Source organism: Pseudomonas salicis (assembly GCF_057128705.1).
Window position 1 is genome coordinate 130,384 of record NZ_JBSKHU010000010.1, and the last position, 17,849, is coordinate 148,232.

Annotated in this window: 16 protein-coding genes; 10 read left to right on the plus strand and 6 right to left on the minus strand. The window is 58.9% G+C overall.

Annotation, left to right across the window (positions count from 1 at the left end):
• The first annotated feature begins 165 nt into the window (after positions 1-165).
• The 8 genes from exaC (at position 166) to yiaY (ending at position 8,239) form a co-directional block, all read left to right on the plus strand.
• Positions 166-1,686: an acetaldehyde dehydrogenase ExaC gene (gene exaC, locus ACWKWE_RS28430; protein ID WP_166597461.1), complete on the plus strand. Its 1,521-nt coding sequence runs from the start codon at positions 166-168 to the stop codon at positions 1,684-1,686.
• Between the two features lie 292 nt (positions 1,687-1,978).
• On the plus strand, positions 1,979-2,431 hold the full coding sequence (locus ACWKWE_RS28435; protein ID WP_166597460.1) for a GNAT family N-acetyltransferase: 453 nt from the start codon (positions 1,979-1,981) through the stop codon (positions 2,429-2,431).
• A 324-nt stretch (positions 2,432-2,755) separates the two neighbouring features.
• On the plus strand, positions 2,756-3,403 hold the full coding sequence (locus tag ACWKWE_RS28440; RefSeq protein ID WP_166597459.1) for a DedA family protein: 648 nt from the start codon (positions 2,756-2,758) through the stop codon (positions 3,401-3,403).
• 3 nt (positions 3,404-3,406) lie between these two features.
• On the plus strand, positions 3,407-4,198 hold the full coding sequence (locus ACWKWE_RS28445) for a M90 family metallopeptidase (RefSeq protein WP_483852423.1): 792 nt from the start codon (positions 3,407-3,409) through the stop codon (positions 4,196-4,198).
• Positions 4,199-4,346: 148 nt separating this feature from the next.
• Entirely contained in the window at positions 4,347-4,874 is a 528-nt protein-coding gene (gene ppa / locus ACWKWE_RS28450) for an inorganic diphosphatase (RefSeq protein WP_166597457.1), read from the plus strand.
• Between the two features lie 441 nt (positions 4,875-5,315).
• On the plus strand, positions 5,316-6,041 hold the full coding sequence (locus ACWKWE_RS28455; protein ID WP_483852424.1) for a LexA family transcriptional regulator: 726 nt from the start codon (positions 5,316-5,318) through the stop codon (positions 6,039-6,041).
• A gap of 375 nt (positions 6,042-6,416) precedes the next feature.
• On the plus strand, positions 6,417-6,878 hold the full coding sequence (locus tag ACWKWE_RS28460) for a YccF domain-containing protein (RefSeq protein ID WP_166597455.1): 462 nt from the start codon (positions 6,417-6,419) through the stop codon (positions 6,876-6,878).
• A gap of 212 nt (positions 6,879-7,090) precedes the next feature.
• On the plus strand, positions 7,091-8,239 hold the full coding sequence (gene yiaY, locus ACWKWE_RS28465; RefSeq protein ID WP_341961713.1) for an L-threonine dehydrogenase: 1,149 nt from the start codon (positions 7,091-7,093) through the stop codon (positions 8,237-8,239).
• A 68-nt stretch (positions 8,240-8,307) separates the two neighbouring features.
• On the opposite strand, the gene ACWKWE_RS28470 is transcribed toward yiaY, so the two are convergent.
• From ACWKWE_RS28470 to ACWKWE_RS28495, 6 genes are all read right to left on the minus strand, one after another.
• On the minus strand, positions 8,308-9,651 hold the full coding sequence (locus ACWKWE_RS28470) for a type II toxin-antitoxin system HipA family toxin (protein WP_483852425.1): 1,344 nt from the start codon (positions 9,649-9,651) through the stop codon (positions 8,308-8,310).
• On the minus strand, positions 9,648-9,911 hold the full coding sequence (locus ACWKWE_RS28475) for a helix-turn-helix domain-containing protein (RefSeq protein ID WP_483852426.1): 264 nt from the start codon (positions 9,909-9,911) through the stop codon (positions 9,648-9,650). Before ACWKWE_RS28475 ends, ACWKWE_RS28470 begins: the two co-directional genes overlap by 4 nt.
• Before the next feature lie 166 nt (positions 9,912-10,077).
• Positions 10,078-10,974 carry a LysR family transcriptional regulator gene (locus ACWKWE_RS28480; protein ID WP_483852427.1) on the minus strand — a complete coding sequence of 299 codons (897 nt, stop codon included), beginning with the start codon at positions 10,972-10,974 and terminating at the stop codon, positions 10,078-10,080.
• A gap of 56 nt (positions 10,975-11,030) precedes the next feature.
• Positions 11,031-11,783 carry a maleate cis-trans isomerase family protein gene (locus tag ACWKWE_RS28485; protein WP_166597450.1) on the minus strand — a complete coding sequence of 251 codons (753 nt, stop codon included), beginning with the start codon at positions 11,781-11,783 and terminating at the stop codon, positions 11,031-11,033.
• 290 nt (positions 11,784-12,073) lie between these two features.
• Positions 12,074-13,459, minus strand: coding sequence for an MFS transporter (locus tag ACWKWE_RS28490; RefSeq protein ID WP_483852428.1), 1,386 nt, complete (start codon positions 13,457-13,459; stop codon positions 12,074-12,076).
• Positions 13,460-13,591: 132 nt separating this feature from the next.
• Positions 13,592-14,533 (minus strand): LysR family transcriptional regulator, encoded by a 942-nt coding sequence (locus ACWKWE_RS28495; protein WP_483852429.1) that lies wholly within the window; start codon positions 14,531-14,533, stop codon positions 13,592-13,594.
• Positions 14,534-14,653: 120 nt separating this feature from the next.
• On the opposite strand from ACWKWE_RS28495, the gene ACWKWE_RS28500 reads away from it, so the two are divergent.
• Together ACWKWE_RS28500 and ACWKWE_RS28505 are read left to right on the plus strand one after the other, a co-directional pair.
• Positions 14,654-15,835, plus strand: coding sequence for a fumarylacetoacetate hydrolase family protein (locus tag ACWKWE_RS28500; protein ID WP_483852430.1), 1,182 nt, complete (start codon positions 14,654-14,656; stop codon positions 15,833-15,835).
• 66 nt (positions 15,836-15,901) lie between these two features.
• On the plus strand, positions 15,902-17,686 hold the full coding sequence (locus ACWKWE_RS28505) for an IlvD/Edd family dehydratase (protein WP_483852431.1): 1,785 nt from the start codon (positions 15,902-15,904) through the stop codon (positions 17,684-17,686).
• Positions 17,687-17,849 lie beyond the last annotated feature (163 nt).

Sequence of the window (17,849 nt, forward strand, 5' to 3'; positions counted from 1 at the left end):
TGTGCCGCAATCGAAACAGGAAGCGCCACCAAGCCACTGATTTTCCGACCAAACCCTTATAAACCGGGCACCAGACGGCAATGGCCCGCGCTTTGCTCTACGCTTTCCATAAGCGCAAGCAGCGCGTTATCCCCACACAATCACAAGAGCAAGGAGATATTCACCATGCGTTATGCCCATCCCGGTACTGAAGGCTCGATCGTTACCTTCAAGTCCCAATACGGCAATTACATCGGTGGCGAATTCGTGCCGCCGGTCAAAGGCCAGTACTTTGAAAACACCTCGCCCATCACCGGCAAGCTGATCGCAACCTTTCCTCGCTCCACTGCCGAAGACATCGACAAAGCCCTGGATGCCGCCCACGCCGCGGCCGATGCGTGGGGCAAGACGTCCGTTCAGGAACGCTCGCTGACCCTGCTGAAAATCGCCGACCGCATCGAGCAGAACCTCGAACTGCTGGCCGTGACCGAAACCTGGGACAACGGCAAGGCCGTGCGCGAAACCCTCAACGCCGACATCCCGCTGGCGGTCGACCACTTCCGTTATTTCGCGGGCGTTCTGCGTGCGCAAGAAGGCACCGCTGCTGAAATCGACGGCAACACCGTGGCCTACCATATTCATGAACCGCTGGGCGTGGTCGGTCAGATCATCCCGTGGAACTTCCCGCTGCTGATGGCCGCCTGGAAACTCGCGCCAGCCCTGGCCGCCGGTAACTGCATCGTGCTCAAGCCTGCCGAGCAAACCCCGCTGGGCATCGCGGTGCTGATGGAGCTGATCGGCGACCTGCTGCCAAAAGGCGTGCTCAACGTGGTGCAAGGCTATGGCCGCGAAGCCGGTGAAGCCCTGGCCAGCAGCAAACGCATTGCCAAAATTGCCTTCACTGGCTCGACGCCAGTGGGTTCGCACATCATGAAACTGGCGGCAGACAGCATCATCCCGTCCACCGTGGAGCTGGGCGGCAAATCGCCAAACATCTATTTCGAAGACGTGATGAAGGCCGAACCGGAATTCATCGACAAAGCCGCTGAAGGCGTGGTGCTGGCGTTCTTCAACCAGGGCGAAGTCTGCACCTGCCCTTCCCGCTGCCTGGTTCAGGAGTCGATCTACCCGCAGTTCATGGAAGTGGTGATGAAGAAGGTCCTGAAGATCAAACGTGGCGACCCGCTGGACACCGAGACCATGGTCGGTGCACAGGCGTCGCAGCAGCAGTTCGACAAGATCCTTTCTTACCTCGAAATCGCTCAGGGCGAAGGTGCCGAGTTGTTGACCGGCGGTAAGGTCGAGAAGCTGGAAGGCTCGCTTGCGACCGGCTACTACATCCAGCCGACGCTGCTCAAAGGCAACAACGCCATGCGCGTGTTCCAGGAAGAAATCTTTGGCCCAGTGGTCAGCGTGACCACCTTCAAGGATGAAGAAGAAGCCATTGCCATCGCCAACGACACTGAGTTTGGCCTGGGCGCTGGCGTGTGGACCCGCGACATCAACCGCGCCTACCGCGTCGGCCGCGCCATCAAGGCCGGTCGCGTGTGGACCAACTGCTACCACCTGTACCCGGCGCACGCGGCGTTCGGTGGTTACAAAAAATCCGGCGTCGGCCGCGAGACCCACAAAGTCGCGCTTGAGCACTACCAACAGACCAAAAACCTGCTGGTGAGCTACGACATCAACCCGCTGGGCTTCTTCTGATTCGGCGATAGCGCTTCAAATGACGGCCTCTTCTGAGGCCGTTTTTTATCCCGCCGCGTCACTCTCCTGTGGGAGCGAATTCATTCGCGAAAGGGCGGTACAGTCGATAAACCTCCATCGGCCAAACAATTTTTCGCGAATGAATTCGCTCCCACAGGGATCTATGGGCCCCGCCCACTCCCGCTTTTGGATTGCGCTTTCTAAACCGCTTAGGCACAGTCCAAATCGTCTGTCCCCGTGCCAGGCGCGTCCTCCCCCTTTCATGAATTGCAAATGAAGCTGAGGCCCAACCATGCGGATCATCCAAGCCACCCTGGAGCACCTGGACCTGTTGACCCCGTTGTTCGTCAAATACCGCGAGTTTTACGGCGAACACCCCTTCCCCGATTCCTCCCGCGACTTTCTGCAAAAACGCCTGAGCCGCGACGAGTCGGTGATTTACCTCGCGCTGCCAGATGATGACGACAGCAAGCTGCTGGGCTTCTGTCAGCTGTACCCGAGTTATTCCTCCCTGTCCCTCAAACGCGTCTGGATCTTGAATGACATCTACGTCGCCGAAGACGCCCGCCGTCAGTTGGTCGCCGATCACCTGATGCAAAAAGCCAAGAAAATGGCCCGGGAAACCCAAGCTGTGCGCATGCGCGTGTCCACCAGCGCGAACAACGAAGTGGCGCAAAAGGTGTACGAGTCGATCGGTTTCAAGGAAGACACGCAGTTCAAGAACTACACCTTGCCGATTAATTGAAGGGTTGTGCTGCCCCTGTAGCAGTCCGGCTTGCCGGCAGTGGCGTGAATGGACCTTCTCCGAAGGCTCACCGCCTCTTATCTCTGTAGGAGTGAGCTTGCTCGCGATTGCGATCTGTCAGATTGAAGTGCAGTAGCCGGTAAACCGCCATCGCGAGCAAGCTCACTCCTACAGGGCCTCATATCCCATCGCTACCAAATGTTTCGATCTGCATAAGGCGCTCGGCAACATCCCGTTTCTTCCCTCTATAATGCCGCCCCACATCAGCAGTACTTATCGACCTCGCACGTGACCCGGTCCGGGTCTCTCAATCAGGTGCCGTACATGGATTTCAACCCGCTTGACCTCATTCTTCATCTCGACGTCTACCTCGACATGCTGGTGACCAACTACGGGACTTGGGTCTACGCGATCCTGTTCCTGGTGATTTTTTGTGAGACGGGCCTTGTGGTCACCCCATTCTTGCCGGGCGATTCACTGCTGTTCATCGCTGGCGCCGTTGCAGCGGGTGGCGGCCTGGACCCTGTTCTGCTGGCCTGCCTGCTGATGGCGGCTGCGATCATCGGCGACAGCACCAACTACGTGATCGGCCGCACGGTCGGCGACAAACTGTTCAAGAACCCTAACTCGAAGATTTTCCGCCGCGACTATCTGACCAAGACACACGAATTCTACGAACGCCATGGCGGCAAGACCGTAACCCTTGCGCGGTTCCTGCCGATCATCCGCACTTTTGCCCCCTTCGTCGCAGGCCTGGGCAAAATGCACTATTTCCGTTTCCTGGGATTCAGCGTGCTGGGTTCGATCCTCTGGGTCGGCAGCCTGGTCACGCTGGGCTATTTCTTCGGCAACATCCCCTTCATCAAGAAAAACCTGACCCTGCTGGTGCTCGCGATCATCCTGATCTCGCTGCTGCCGATGATCATTGGCCTGATCCGCAGCCGCCGGGGCAATTCCGCCGCCGCGCGCTAAACCATGTGGTCATTGGGCGGCTGGCTCAAACGTCGCACGCTGGCGCGGAACCCGATCGACCCGGGCCTGTGGGGCCGGGTCCGTCAGCGCTTGCCGATCCTTGATGGCCTGACCGCTGAAGAGGATCGTTACCTGCTCGACAGCTGCGTGCTGTTTCTCCACGCCAAACACCTCACCGCGCTGGAAGGCGTCGAGCTGGACGATGAGTCGCGCCTGTTCCTGGCTGCGCAGGCGCAGTTGCCACTGCTGGCGTTGGGGGATTTGAACTGGTATCAGGGGTTTCACGAAATCGTCCTGTATGGCGACGATTTCATCAGCCCGCAGCGGCATCGCGACGCCAGCGGCATTGAACACGAGTGGGATGGCGAACACAGCGGCGAAGCCTGGTCGCAAGGCCCGGTGATTCTTGCATGGCCGGGCGTGCTGTCGAGTGGCGGCTGGGAGGCCTACAACCTGGTCATCCACGAACTGGCACACAAGCTCGACATGCTCAACGGCGAAGCCAACGGTCATCCGCCGCTGCACAACGACATGCGCGTCGCCGACTGGGCGCGCGTGATGCAAGCTGCGTTTGATGACATGAACCGCCAGCTGGACGCCAACCCGGACACGGAAACCGCCATTGACCCTTACGCGGCCGAAAACCCTGCCGAGTTTTTTGCCGTCACCAGCGAATACTTCTTCAGTGCGCCGGACTTGCTGGTTGAGGCCTACCCCGAGGTCTACGCCCAACTCAAGGCCTTCTATCGGCAGGACCCTCTGGTACGACTTATGGCGCTTTCAGCTGGCACTTAAGTCGCAAACGCCGGTCTATCAGGCTTGTCACAACGTCCGGAAGACGCCCGCCACGCGTGGCATCGCTTCCGGAATGTGCCTATAATCCGGGCCACTTTTGGCGCTGGACGCCAGATTCTGAATGGTCAACCAAGAGGGGCAAAGCCCAATGAGCTACAGCAAGATTCCGGCCGGTAAAGACGTGCCGAATGACATCTACGTCGCAATCGAGATCCCGGCTAACCACGCGCCGATCAAATACGAAATCGACAAAGAAAGCGACGCTCTGTTCGTTGACCGTTTCATGGCCACCCCGATGTTTTACCCGGCCAACTACGGTTTCATTCCGAACACATTGGCGGATGACGGTGACCCCCTCGACGTGCTGGTCGTGACCCCTTACCCGGTTGCGCCAGGCTCGGTCATCCGCGCCCGTCCAGTCGGCGTGCTGAACATGACCGACGACGGCGGCGGCGATGCCAAGGTCATCGCAGTCCCACACGACAAGCTGTCCCAGCTGTACGTCGACGTGAAGGAATACACCGACCTGCCACCGCTGCTGATCCAACAGATCGAGCACTTCTTCGCGAACTACAAAGATCTCGAAAAAGGCAAATGGGTCAAGATCGAAGGCTGGGCAGGCGCAGACGCCGCTCGTGAAGCCATCACCAAATCGGTCGCTGCCTACAAAGGCTGATCCGGTTCGCCACCTCCGAAGCGCCTGCCGCTTCGAAGGTGGCAACAACTTCCTTCTCGCGATACTCGCTACGCCGCTCCCGGTGTCTCAATATTTGTCTTTTTCTGTTTTTTTCGTCCGTCCGGCCGACAAAAATGTTTAAAACGTTGGCCCTTCAAACATTTTGTTTAGCGCATCAAACGGCACGCCTCTTTTCGGCAACAGAGTTTTCAAGAATGTTCGAAGTTGCGGCTCTATTCCGTACGCTTTCGGCCGAACAGCCCTGAGCCGCGCTACTCAGGCTCTCCAGGCATTGTTGAGCCACTGCAAAACAGTGAATGAATCCCCCTACAGAAACAGTCAGATGTCATAACTTAAATAATCCCCAAACTCTTTGACTGCCTGCGCATTTGAACACTTCGTTCATTTAAACAAACTTGAACCGCACGTAAACTTTGCACCATGAATACATCAGGTGATCGACTACGCGTACTTCTGCGGGAGTGCCATCTCTCCGCAACGGACTTCGCCGCCAACCGCAAGGTAACGCCGCAACACGTGAACAACTGGTTCAAACGCGGCATCCCCATGGCGCGCATGGAAGAAGTGGCCGAACTGCTCAGCGTCAACGTTCGCTGGCTGCGCAGCGGCGAAGGTCCAAAACACCCCGGAGAAGACTGCAGCAACATCGGACTGAACGTCCCAACTAAAACACGGCCCGAACGCACAGGTGCTCGCGATGAACTGGACATGCCATTCTACAGCGAACTCGTGACACAGCCCCCCGGCCAGACCAGCATCGGCGAAATCCATGGTCACGAAGTGCGCTTGGCGCGCCGCGTTCTCGATGCCATGGACGTCCAACTGCATAACGCCATCTGCGTCGCCATGGTCGGCAACAGCATGGCCGACAAGATTCAGGACGGCTCGCTCATCGGCGTAGACCGCGGCCGCATTAACGTCATCGACGGCGAAATTTACGCCCTCGAACACGACGGCATGCTCAGGGTGAAATACCTCTATCGTCTTCCCGGCGGTGGCCTGCGACTGCGCAGCCACAACGCCAGCGAATACCCCGATGAAATCTTCAGCGCCGAACAGATACAGGACCAACACATCCACATTCTCGGCTGGATCTTCTGGTGGTCCACCCTCAACAACCGCCGCCACCCCGCCACCTTGCCCTGACGGATAAAAAGCGGCGCCTGAAAGACTCATGGCAGCGCACCAGGACTGGGCAGACGGAGCAAGAGTGAGTATCCTGCACGCCTTCGTTTCAACACCCATCGGCTACCCGCTAATGGGTGATCGACCAGACGCCGCCCTGTGCGACGCCTCGTCTACCTGACAAGCGCCTGCACGCAGCGCGCACTTTTGCGGATGGGTGCGGATAGCCAAAAACTAACCAAACCTGTCACCGAGAAGCCGGCCACAAGCCGGCTTTTTAATGCCCGCTTACTGGGACTTTGCACGTTTCAGCAGCTTTTCCAGATGCATGCACCGTGCTAGCCTTCCGTCCCCGCTGTATCTCAATGGACTGAGTTCTCAAACAAGGAGTAAGCAATGCGCGCTATCGGCAACTTTCTGTGGTTCATTCTCGGTGGTCTTTTCATGGGCCTGGCCTGGTGGATCATCGGCGTCCTCGCCTTTGTAACTATCATCGGCATCCCATGGGGCAGAGCCTGCTTTGTGATCGGCCAGTTTTCCTTCTTCCCGTTTGGCAAAGAAGCCATCAGCCGCAAAGAACTGCACCTGAAAGACGACATTGGCACCGGCGGCCTTGGCCTGCTGGGCAACATCGTCTGGTTTGTCCTCGGTGGATTGTGGCTGGCATTGGGGCATGTGATGTCGGCTCTCGCGTGCTTCATCACCATCATCGGCATCCCCTTCGGAATTCAGCATTTGAAACTGGCTGGCATCGCTCTCGCACCGATCGGGAAGACCATCGTAGCCAAGGAAGTTGCCGAGATGGCGAGGAAGGCGAATGCTGAAGAGTCGGTGAGAGTGTTGCGAGCTGGCGCGTAAGTGGCCTGGCGGGGGCGGTATCTGACCGCTCCCTTCTCTCACAACACTTGCCTGCCCGGCGCCTTACCCAAACCGCCACTACGACCAAAGACCCCCACTCCTGCCCCCTAAAGAACCATTTAGCCCCCCTCTTCATGCTCCTAGGATGACCCTCACTTGATGAGTGGACCTCCGGCCTCCCGGCCAAATAACCATAAGAAGAGGATTAATCAATGAGCAGCACATTCTTCATTCCGTCTGTGAACATGATGGGCATCGGCAGTCTCGACGAGGCGACAGACGCGATCCGCAAGTATGGGTTTCGTCACGCATTGATCGTGACCGACGCCGGGCTGGCCAAGGCAGGGGTCGCGGCGAAGGTGGCCGGGCTGCTGCAACAGCAGGACATCAATGCCACGATCTTCGACGGCGCCAAGCCCAACCCGACGGTCAGCAACGTGGAGAAAGGCCTGGAGCAACTGAAGCTCTGCGGCGCGGACTTCATCATTTCCCTCGGTGGCGGCTCGCCCCATGACTGCGCCAAAGGCATCGCGCTGGTCGCGGCCAACGGCGGGGAAATCAGCGATTACGAAGGCGTCGATCAATCTGCCAAGCCCCAGATGCCCTTGATCGCGATCAATACCACGGCCGGTACGGCCAGTGAGATGACCCGTTTCTGCATCATCACCGACGAAACCCGCCACGTAAAAATGGCCATCGTTGACCGCAACGTCACACCCCTTCTGTCCGTGAACGACCCGTCGCTGATGGCCGCGATGCCGAAAGGCCTGACCGCCGCGACGGGCATGGACGCACTGACTCACGCGATCGAAGCCTACGTCTCGACGGCGGCAACGCCGATCACCGACGCCTGCGCGCTGAAAGCCGTCGAGCTGATTTCTGCCAACCTGCGCACCGCCGTCGCCAACGGCAGCGACATGCCCGCACGGGAAAACATGGCGTACGCGCAGTTCCTCGCGGGGATGGCGTTCAATAACGCGTCGCTGGGTTATGTGCACGCGATGGCGCACCAGTTGGGCGGCTTCTACGACCTGCCCCACGGCGTGTGCAACGCGGTGCTGCTGCCGCACGTGGAAAGCTTCAACGCCAGCGTCTGCCCGGCGCGCCTGAAAGATGTGGCCACGGCCATGGGCGTTGACACGCAGCGTCTGGACAACGAAGCCGGTGCCGCCGCGGCCATCGCGGCGATCCGCAAACTGTCGGGCGACATCGGCATTCCGGGTGGTCTGGGCGAACTGGGCGCCAAGGCCGACGACATCCCTACTCTGGCGGCCAACGCCATGAAGGATGCCTGTGGCTTCACCAACCCACGCCCGGCGAACCAGGACCAGATCGAAGAGATCTTCCGCACGGCGATGTAAGCAGCCGATGCACTGATAAGGGGTCCGTATGGGCCCCTTATTCATTCTTTACATGGTGCTCGTGCAAGCTATTTGGGTCGCCGGGGTGCCAGCAATTCCGAACGCCCGATTTGAACGCGACCACTCTCTGCGGCGCGCGGCCCTGAAAATTCCGCCTCGCTGATTGCGGCATCCAGTCCTCGCAGATGCGGCGCAGATTTCGCGCTACGCAATGTTTCCATACCTTCGTTCCACGCATGAACCATGTGCTTGGCGACGTCCCGCCAGGCAGGTTCATTTTTCGACGCCTGGATCAGCTCTTTACCCACCTCAACAGCAGACTCGCAAAGCTGCTCGACCATCGCCGCATATTGCCTAGGTGGGATGCCCAGAACACTGTTGAAAAAAACCTCCAGCGTCCGCCCCGGTGTCCAGGTCTGACGCCCGCCCACAGGCAGCCCTGGCGGATTGGTCGCGAAACGGGGATAGGCCTGAGTGGTGACGAGGTCATAGATTGGCGTGTAGGTCACGTCGTCCCGAGAGGTGTAATAAAGCGCGATGTTTTTAGCGTGGCAATCAGCATTGCGAACGACGTAATTGGTCAGGATCTGCCAACCAAAATGCTCCCGCGCATCCCGCATTCGTTCGCTGGGGATATAAGGTCGAGTGGCGTTCCACACCCGCTCGGTAGTGGTTGCGTATTTTTCATGGGGCGGCAGGCCAAGAAGGCCGCAGGCATCTTCCACACCGTAAAGCGGACGCCCTTGCTGGTCGACATCGAAACGGTCCACGACCAAAACGCGGCCATCGTCGGACATTCGGCACGTGGCGACCGGCACGGCCTGTAGCCGCGCAAGCACCTTCATCGTGTAGAACTCGTTGAAACCCAGATAAGGCGTGGTGTCGTCCGAGCCCTTGATGATGTGAAAGCCCGTACGAATCGTCGGTTTTCCGAGCGGGACGTCAGTCGGCTCGACGTCATGGGCGATGAATTTTGGGACCACGCCAGAGACCGCTGCTCGGGCGTAGCGTCGAACCAGCCCTGCGAAATGCTCGGTCGTGTTCTCCGCTTTCAACAGCTGTTCGATTTCCAGTGGGGCCATTTCCACGCCAGGCGCTACGCCTTCCGGGGTCACCGTGACGCGCCCGATGCCCGCACCGCCAATGACAGCGAGCAAGGACAGATCGGTGCCATCCAGAAGCGGCCCAAACTCTTCCCGAATGACGCCGAGAAGATACCCTTCAGGCAGGTTTTGCCGGAAGAATGGAAACAGATCGCGCGGCCAGCGCCACGGCGCCTCCCGAACCGGCAGGGCAAGGCTCACAAAATCTGCAACGGAGGTGCCCGGCAGGTAGTGGAGAACATACTCGTCGCGCTCGCGATAAAGCTGGGCGACCTTATTGGCGCCGACATGCACATCCAGTCGCATCATTCGAACGCCCCTGAACGCTGCTCCGCCAAGATGTCCTCAACCGTCCGTTGATGACCGGCCCTCACCAGTTTCAAGTCATACCCTGCTGCTTCGAGCAGGCGGACTAACGCTGAAACGCTCATATCGCCTTTAGCCAGGGTTTCCATGCGGGCCACGGTCGAGCGCGACACGCCCGCTCGGTTGGCGATGGCTTCCTGGCTCAGTCGCGCCTGACTGCGCGCGTGCTTGAGCATTTCGGCGATATCGAAAAGAGTGGACACGTTGTAGCCCCCAAGCACCAAAAACGTAGGAATGCCTACTTTTGTAGCCCATGAGACACAACAATTCAAGACAAAGGCGTGATCCGAATGCAAACCGAAGAAGCTGAGGCTGTAGCCCACGAGCATCCAACTCAATAAGAAGACGGTTTTTTGTAGCCCATGAGCATCAATCCGCCTGCGGTTCGGCTTTTAGTATGTGCTTGAGAAACAGCCCTGCCGCTGTCGACAGTCCTTCTCTCGACCGCACGCAAACGCTCAATTCACGACTCGCCCACGCTTCATCCAGACGCACCGCCTTTGCACCATCGAGTTTGTAAATCCCGACACTGCCCTCGGGCATGATGCCGATGCCGACACCCGCCTGAACCATCAGGCAGAGCGCGTCGTAGCTGGAGACTTCCATGCGAATTTTCAGGGAGCGGCCGAGATCATTGGCAGCTTTGATCAGTTGGAAGTTGAGGTGGGTGCCGCTGCGCAGAGTGACGTAAGGGTGGTCGAGGGTGTCGTTGAAGCTGACGGTTTCGAGCTCGGCCAAAGGGTGGTCGTTGGGCACGAGCAGGACCAGGCGGTCAGTGCGAAACGGAAAGACTTCGATGTCGGCGCCGTGTGGCAGCCGGGTGAAGATGCCGATGTCGGCGCGGTTTTCGGCGACTGCCTTGGTGATGGCCAGGCTTTGCTGTTCTTCAAGGCTGATGTTGATCAGCGGGTAGTTGGCCATGAAGGATTTGATCAGGCCGGGCATGAATTGGGTGATGGCCGAGATGTTGGCCAAAACGCTGACCGAGCCGCGCCGCCCGTGGGAGTAGTCGCGCATTTGCACGACGATTTCGTTGAGGTTGTTCAGCGCGCTGCGGGCCATGAACAGCAGCGACAGCCCCGCGTCGGTGGGGGTGATGCCTTTGTTGGTGCGGTTGAGCAGTCTGGAGTCGAGCAGTTCTTCCAGTTCGCTGAGTCGCTTGCTCACCGCAGCCGCAGCGATGTGTTCACGCTGGGCGGCGGCCGCGATGGTGCCTTCTTCGACGACACTGACGAAAAGGCGCAGCGAAACGGGGTCGAGCTTCATGAGAGGTACCGGGCGTTGGCCTGCGTGGCCGCCATAGTACCTCGTCATGTCGTGGGTCAGAACTGGCCCGACAGCAGATGGCCGGCGTTCGGCACTTGGGCCTTGAGGCCGAGGCTTTTCAGAATCTGGTAGACCGTGGCGACGGACGCCGACAGCACCGGCTTGTCGAGACGATCCTGTACGACCTGAATCGCAGGCAGCGACGGCATTTGTACGCAGCACGACAGAACGACGCCATCGGCTTGTCCGATGTTGAGCTTGTCGGCGTGGGCCACCAGGTTCATCGGGTCCAGACGACCGACTTCGAGGTTGTCGGACACTTCCAGGCTGATGGAATCGACCACTTCAATGCCCGCCGCTTCGATGTAGTCGATGACCTGTTGGGTCAGGGGCTTCATGTACGGGGTGATGATCGAGATTTTCTTGTAATTGAGCAGGTTGAGGCTGTCGATCAAAGCGCCCGCCGAGCTGAGCACCGGGGCGTTGGACTTGTTGCCGACAACGGTTTTGCCCAGACGCTCCTGCGAGACTTTGTGATAGCCCGCGCCCTGGCACATGATCGCCACCAGACAGGCATAAGCCATGACGTCCACCCGCGCATCGCTCAGCTCCAGCGCGCAACGGTCGCTGTCGATGTCCATCTTTTTCAGCTCTTCAGGGCTGACGTGCATCATGCGCATGCGCGAAGAGTGGAAGGTGAAATGCTCTTCCGGAAACAGACCGTAACGCGAGGTCAGCATCGCCGGAATTTCGGTTTCCATGGTGGTGTTGGAGCTGGGAACGATTTGGCCGATTCGAAAGTTTTTCATGGGTTCTCCTTTCAGTTCGCCGGCAACGACCGGGTAGGCGACCGATGTTAGGAGTGCAGAGTGGGGGCGTATATCAGGCATTGGCGAGCCTGCCATCGCGGATGGCGATGGCAGGTGGATGAGGTGTGCAGTGGCGCGCCACAGATTTCGGGCCGAACCCTATGCCCCTGTGGGAGCGAATTCATTCGCGAAAGATGACCAGGCAACAGGTATGCATCGCCCCAACGCCCCTATCGCGAATGAATTCACTCCCACAGAAAGAGAGGCGTCAGAAAAGTCCAAGGTTGATGTCAGGCGTTGGAGAGTTCACCGACAGGCTGCGCTGCCTCGGTTTTGTGGTTGCCCAGCATGGCTTTGGGAATTGACAGGATCAGGCCCGCGCTGACGAACAGGCAGGCCCCCAGCACGTAGGTGCCGTTGTTGATGTTGCCTGTCAGGTTCTCGGCAACGGCCGTAATCATCGAACCGGTGAAGCCCGAGAGATTGCCGATGGCGTTGATCATGCCAATGCCCGCAGCGGCCGCGACACCTGACAGCACCGTGCCGGGCAGCGTCCAGTAGATCGGCATCAGGCTCAGCACGCCGGACGCCGACACACTGAGGAAGACAATCGACAGCACGACGTTGTTGGCGAAATACGCGCTGAGGATCAGCCCGATGCCACCGATGATCGCGGGAATCGCCGCGTGCAGCCGACGCTCACCGGTCTTGTTGGAATGACGCGCATTGAGGGTCATGGCAATCACGGCGATGCCGTAGGGAATGGCCGTCAGCAGGCCGATGTCCAGTGGGTTGGAGATGCCAGCGCTCTTGATGATCGATGGCATCCAGAACGCCAGGCCATAGAAACCTGTGTTGAAGGTCAGCAGAATCAGCACCAGCAACCAGACCCGACCGTTGAAAAACACTTCGCGCAAGCTCGACGCTTTACCTGTGCTATCGGTCTGCAGGTTGGCCTTGAGCATTGCCTTCTCTTGCGGGGACAGCCATTTGGCGGCGTCGATGTTGTTGGCCATGAAAGCCAGCACTACAAAGGCCATGATCACCGACGGAATGCCTTCGATGATCAACAGCCATTGCCAGCCCGCCATACCCTGCACACCTTGCATGCGAGTCATCAGCCAGCCGGAAATCACCCCGCCCAGTGTCAGACTGATCGGCATGGCCATCAGGAAGCCGGACATTACTCGGCTTTGACGACGGGTCGGAAACCAATAGTTGAGGTAAAGGATGACGCCGGGAAAGAAACCTGCCTCACATATGCCGAGCAGAAAACGCAGCACGTAGAACATGGTTTCCGACTCGATATGGAAAAACTTCGCCAATGGCACCGTGAAGGCAACGGCCATTGAAACGATGGCCCAACTGAGCATGATCCGAGCGATCCAGAACCGTGCGCCGAAGCGATGCAGCAAGAGGTTGCTCGGCACTTCGAAGATGAAATAGCCCCAGAAGAAGATGCTCGCGCCCAATGCATAGATCGTGTTGCTGAATTGCAGGTCGTTGAGCATGTCCAGCTTGGCGAAGCCGATGTTCACACGATCGAGGTACGCCGCCATGTAGCACAGCAGCAGGACGGGAAGGATGCGCAGAATGACTTTCCGGTAAGTGCGATCTTCGAAGCTGGCTTGTTCGGCGCCCGAGGATTCGGGCAGGCGAGCGGATGCGGTTGCCATGGTGGGACCTCCAGGCACTGAACGCGCCTGTATTGTTGTTATGGGGGTCAAGACACGAGCGGATGGTACTGACAACCGACAGATGAAGAATAATGAGATGTTTCCATTGATCGATAACCCGAGGTTATCGAATCACGCCCGAGCATTCTTCGTATGCGCCAGCAGGATTTCGGCAAACTCTGACGCAGCGCCGAGCAGCGGTTCACCTTTGCGGGTCAGGATTCCGTAGTCCTGCGGCGCCAGCTTCAAAGGAGTGTTCAGCACCTTCAGCAGGCCGCTTTCCAGATGGGGCTGAGCCATCGGCGCTGGCAACATGGCGATCATCGGCCCCGATTGCAGCACTTGAAGGAAGGTCTGCATCGAAATGGTGTCGATGGTGTTTTTCGGCAGCGCGATACCCGCCTTGGCAAAGGCCTGCTCCATTCGCGCCCGGATCGGCGTGCCCACCGGGTAGAGAATCCAGGGCCAATTGCCCAGTTCCTCAAGTGGCGTTTCTTTCAACGCGTTCAGCGGATGCTGACTGTTGACGACCATGCAGAAAGGCTCGGGCGCCAATGCCTTGAAGTCATACACTTGCTGTTGGTTCTCGTTGGTGTATCGAGCCACGGCCAAGTCAAGCTTCTTGTCGTCGAGCATTTCCATCAGGTGGTCGCTGGTCTGTTCCACGATCTCGATTGAGAGCAAGGGCCAGCGCTGCTTCAACTGCACGATCGCGCTGGGCAGCACGACGGCGGTGGCAGCGAAGATCGCGCCCACCTTCAGAAACCCGTGACCGCCTTCGCGCAGGCTGCTGATCTGGTCAACGAACTTGTTCGCGTCATTCAACGCAATTTGCGCGTAACGCACGACGTGTTCACCCAACGCAGTGGGCGGCATGTTGCGCGGCAGGCGCTCGAAGAGATCGAATCCCAGCAACCGCTCGATTTCACGGAGCATCTTGCTGACGGCAGGTTGGCTGAGGTTCATGTGCAAGGCGGCGGCGTGCATGTTACGGGTCCGCGCCAAGGTGTCGATCAACACCAGATGCTTGAATTTGAGCCAGTTACAGACTGTCTGAAAGGACAGATCGGACATGGGAGCAGCCTCAATTTTTGATAACCCAGTGTTATCGATAATTGAGCAGATGTCATTGGAGTTTATCGCCGTCGCTGATTAGGGTCGGTAGCAAAAGCACAAGAACCTTCGAGGACTGCCATGCCTATTCAACTGACTCCCGAGAACACGCTGCCTGCTGATGGCCTCAGTGGCACATTGATTGGTCGGGCCTGGGTGCCCGGCAAGGTCAGCGGACCCTCACCCGTGGTTTTGCGCAGTGACGGGGTGTTCGATCTGTCCGAACGCTTCGCCACGTTGAGCGAGTTGTTAGAGGCGCAATCCCCCCTCCAGGCGGTGCGCGAAACCCAAGGCAGGTTGATTGCCAGCCTCGAAGACCTGCTCGCCAATTCCACCGCCACCCCTGACCTCGACAAAGCCTTTCTGCTGGCACCGGCCGACTTGCAGGTGATCAAGGCCGCGGGTGTGACGTTTGCCGCCAGCATGATTGAGCGCGTCATTGAAGAACAGGCTGCGGGCGACCCGGCCAAGGCCGAAAGCGTAAGGGCAATCGTGCAAGGCGCCATCGGCGATAACTTGTGCAACATCAGGCCAGGCTCCGATCAGGCAAAAACCCTCAAAGCACTGCTGATCGAGCAGAAAATGTGGTCGCAATACCTGGAGGTCGGCATCGGCCCTGATGCCGAGATTTTCACGAAAGCGCCCGTATTGGCATCCGTGGCCAGCGGCAGCCAAATCGGCATTCATCCGAAATCGGAATGGAACAATCCAGAGCCTGAAGTGGTGCTGGCGGTGAACAGTCGCGGGCAAATTCATGGCGCAACCCTCGGCAACGACGTCAATTTGCGTGACTTCGAAGGTCGCAGCGCATTGCTGCTCAGCAAAGCCAAGGACAACAACGCGTCCTGCGCGATCGGCCCGTTCATTCGATTGTTTGACGAGACGTTTTCGATGGACGACGTGCGCCATTGCGAGGTCGACCTGCGCGTCAAAGGTGAAGACGGCTACGTTCTCAAGGGCTCCAGTTCCATGTCGCAGATCAGCCGCGACCCGGAAGACATCGCGGCCCAGACCCTCAACGCGAATCACCAGTACCCGGACGGTTTCCTGCTGTTTCTCGGCACCCTGTTCGCCCCGACCGAAGACCGGGATACCGTCGGCAGTGGTTTTACCCACAAATTGTTGGATCAGGTCAGCATCAGCAGCCGGTTGCTCGGCGGCCTGCATAACGAAGTCACCCACAGCAGCCACGCAACGCCGTGGACGTTCGGGGTCGGCGCGCTGTTTCACAACCTGGCGGCGCGGGGATTACTGTCGCGTTAATTCGCGCGCTGACGTCATGCTGCAGTCGTGTTGCCAGATATTCCAATGACAAGAGAAGCCCGAACCATGTCCGAATCACCCAAACGCCCCCTGCGCAGCCAGCAATGGTTCGATGACCCCTCCCACGCCGACATGACGGCGCTCTACGTCGAGCGTTACATGAATTACGGTTTGACCCGGGAAGAACTGCAATCCGGACGCCCAATCATTGGCATCGCACAAACCGGCAGTGATCTGGCCCCTTGCAATCGTCATCATCTGGAACTCGCGCAACGGGTGAAGGCGGGGATTCGAGACGCGGGCGGTATCCCGATGGAATTCCCGGTGCACCCAATGGCCGAGCAGACCCGCCGCCCCACGGCAGCGCTGGACCGCAATCTTGCGTATTTAGGCCTCGTTGAAATCCTCCATGGCTATCCGCTGGACGGAGTCGTGCTGACCACCGGCTGCGACAAAACCACCCCGGCCTGCCTGATGGCCGCAGCCACCACTGACCTCCCGGCAATCGTCTTGTCTGGCGGACCCATGCTCGACGGCCGTCACAAGGGCGAGTTGATCGGCTCTGGCACCGTGCTCTGGCATGCGCGCAATCTGCTGTCGGCGGGCGAGATCAACTACGAAGGCTTCATGGAAATGACCACCGCCGCGTCGCCATCGGTGGGTCACTGCAACACCATGGGGACGGCGCTGTCGATGAACGCGCTGGCCGAAGCGCTGGGCATGTCGTTGCCTGGCTGCGCGAGCATTCCGGCTCCTTATCGCGAGCGGGGCCAGATGGCCTACCTCACGGGCAAACGCATCTGCGACCTGGTGCGTGAAGACGTGCGGCCTTCGCAGATCATGACCCGTGAAGCTTTTGAAAACGCGATTGCCGTGGCCTCAGCGCTGGGCGCATCGAGCAACTGCCCGCCGCACCTGATCGCCATCGCTCGCCACATGGGGGTCGAATTGAGTCTGGATGACTGGCAGCGCATCGGTGAGGACATTCCGCTATTGGTGAACTGCATGCCGGCGGGGAAATACCTGGGCGAAGGGTTCCATCGTGCGGGCGGCGTACCGGCAGTGATGCACGAACTGCAAAAAGCCGGAAAACTGCATGAGGACTGTGGCTCGGTGTCGGGCAAAACCATTGGCGAGATCGTGCGTAACACCCTCGCCCACGACGCCGACGTGATTCGCCCCTACGACGATCCACTCAAGCACCGTGCGGGCTTCATCGTGTTGAGCGGCAATTTCTTCGACAGCGCGATCATGAAGATGTCGGTGGTCGGCGAAGCGTTTCGCAAGACGTATCTGTCCGAGCCGGGCGCAGAGAACAGCTTCGAAGCGCGCGCCATCGTCTTCGAAGGGCCAGAGGACTACCACGAGCGTATCAATGACCCGGCGCTTGAAATCGATGAGCGCTGCATTTTGGTGATTCGTGGCGCAGGCACCGTGGGCTATCCGGGGAGTGCCGAGGTGGTGAACATGGCCCCTCCCGCCGAACTGATCAAGCGCGGCATCGACTCCTTGCCGTGCCTGGGAGATGGCCGCCAGAGCGGCACTTCGGCCAGCCCTTCCATCCTGAACATGTCGCCTGAAGCAGCGGTGGGCGGCGGCTTGGCGCTGTTGAAAACCAATGACCGGCTGCGCGTGGACCTGAACAATCGCAGCGTGAACGTATTGGTCAGCGACGAAGAAATGGCCGAGCGCCGCGCGCGCTTCGAGCCGAAAATGCCTGCCTCGCAGACACCTTGGCAGGAGCTGTATCGTCAGCTGGTGGGGCAGTTGTCCACAGGCGGCTGTCTGGAACCCGCGACGTTGCACTTGAGGGTAATTGCCAGAAGCGGCGAGCCACGGCATTCCCATTGACTTGCTCGCTGACACCCTGATCGCGTGGAAAGGCAAAACCTGTGGGATCGAATGCATTCGTGAAAGATGGATCAGGCCGCCGAAAGGCATTGAGCGTGCGACCCCTTCGCGAATGAATTCGCTCCTACAGGAAGTCCGTGTTTGCCCAGTGACAACATGAGCA

Excerpts from the sequence above, each read along its gene's own strand:
- exaC (WP_166597461.1), top strand. The coding sequence starts at position 166 with ATGCGTTATGCCCATCCCGGTACTGAAGGCTCGATCGTTACCTTCAAG.
- ACWKWE_RS28435 (WP_166597460.1), top strand. The coding sequence starts at position 1,979 with ATGCGGATCATCCAAGCCACCCTGGAGCACCTGGACCTGTTGACCCCG.
- ACWKWE_RS28440 (WP_166597459.1), top strand. The coding sequence starts at position 2,756 with ATGGATTTCAACCCGCTTGACCTCATTCTTCATCTCGACGTCTACCTC.
- ACWKWE_RS28445 (WP_483852423.1), top strand. The coding sequence starts at position 3,407 with ATGTGGTCATTGGGCGGCTGGCTCAAACGTCGCACGCTGGCGCGGAAC.
- ppa (WP_166597457.1), top strand. The coding sequence starts at position 4,347 with ATGAGCTACAGCAAGATTCCGGCCGGTAAAGACGTGCCGAATGACATC.
- ACWKWE_RS28455 (WP_483852424.1), top strand. The coding sequence starts at position 5,316 with ATGAATACATCAGGTGATCGACTACGCGTACTTCTGCGGGAGTGCCAT.
- ACWKWE_RS28460 (WP_166597455.1), top strand. The coding sequence starts at position 6,417 with ATGCGCGCTATCGGCAACTTTCTGTGGTTCATTCTCGGTGGTCTTTTC.
- yiaY (WP_341961713.1), top strand. The coding sequence starts at position 7,091 with ATGAGCAGCACATTCTTCATTCCGTCTGTGAACATGATGGGCATCGGC.
- ACWKWE_RS28470 (WP_483852425.1), bottom strand. The coding sequence starts at position 9,651 with ATGATGCGACTGGATGTGCATGTCGGCGCCAATAAGGTCGCCCAGCTT.
- ACWKWE_RS28480 (WP_483852427.1), bottom strand. The coding sequence starts at position 10,974 with ATGAAGCTCGACCCCGTTTCGCTGCGCCTTTTCGTCAGTGTCGTCGAA.
- ACWKWE_RS28485 (WP_166597450.1), bottom strand. The coding sequence starts at position 11,783 with ATGAAAAACTTTCGAATCGGCCAAATCGTTCCCAGCTCCAACACCACC.
- ACWKWE_RS28490 (WP_483852428.1), bottom strand. The coding sequence starts at position 13,459 with ATGGCAACCGCATCCGCTCGCCTGCCCGAATCCTCGGGCGCCGAACAA.
- ACWKWE_RS28495 (WP_483852429.1), bottom strand. The coding sequence starts at position 14,533 with ATGTCCGATCTGTCCTTTCAGACAGTCTGTAACTGGCTCAAATTCAAG.
- ACWKWE_RS28500 (WP_483852430.1), top strand. The coding sequence starts at position 14,654 with ATGCCTATTCAACTGACTCCCGAGAACACGCTGCCTGCTGATGGCCTC.
- ACWKWE_RS28505 (WP_483852431.1), top strand. The coding sequence starts at position 15,902 with ATGTCCGAATCACCCAAACGCCCCCTGCGCAGCCAGCAATGGTTCGAT.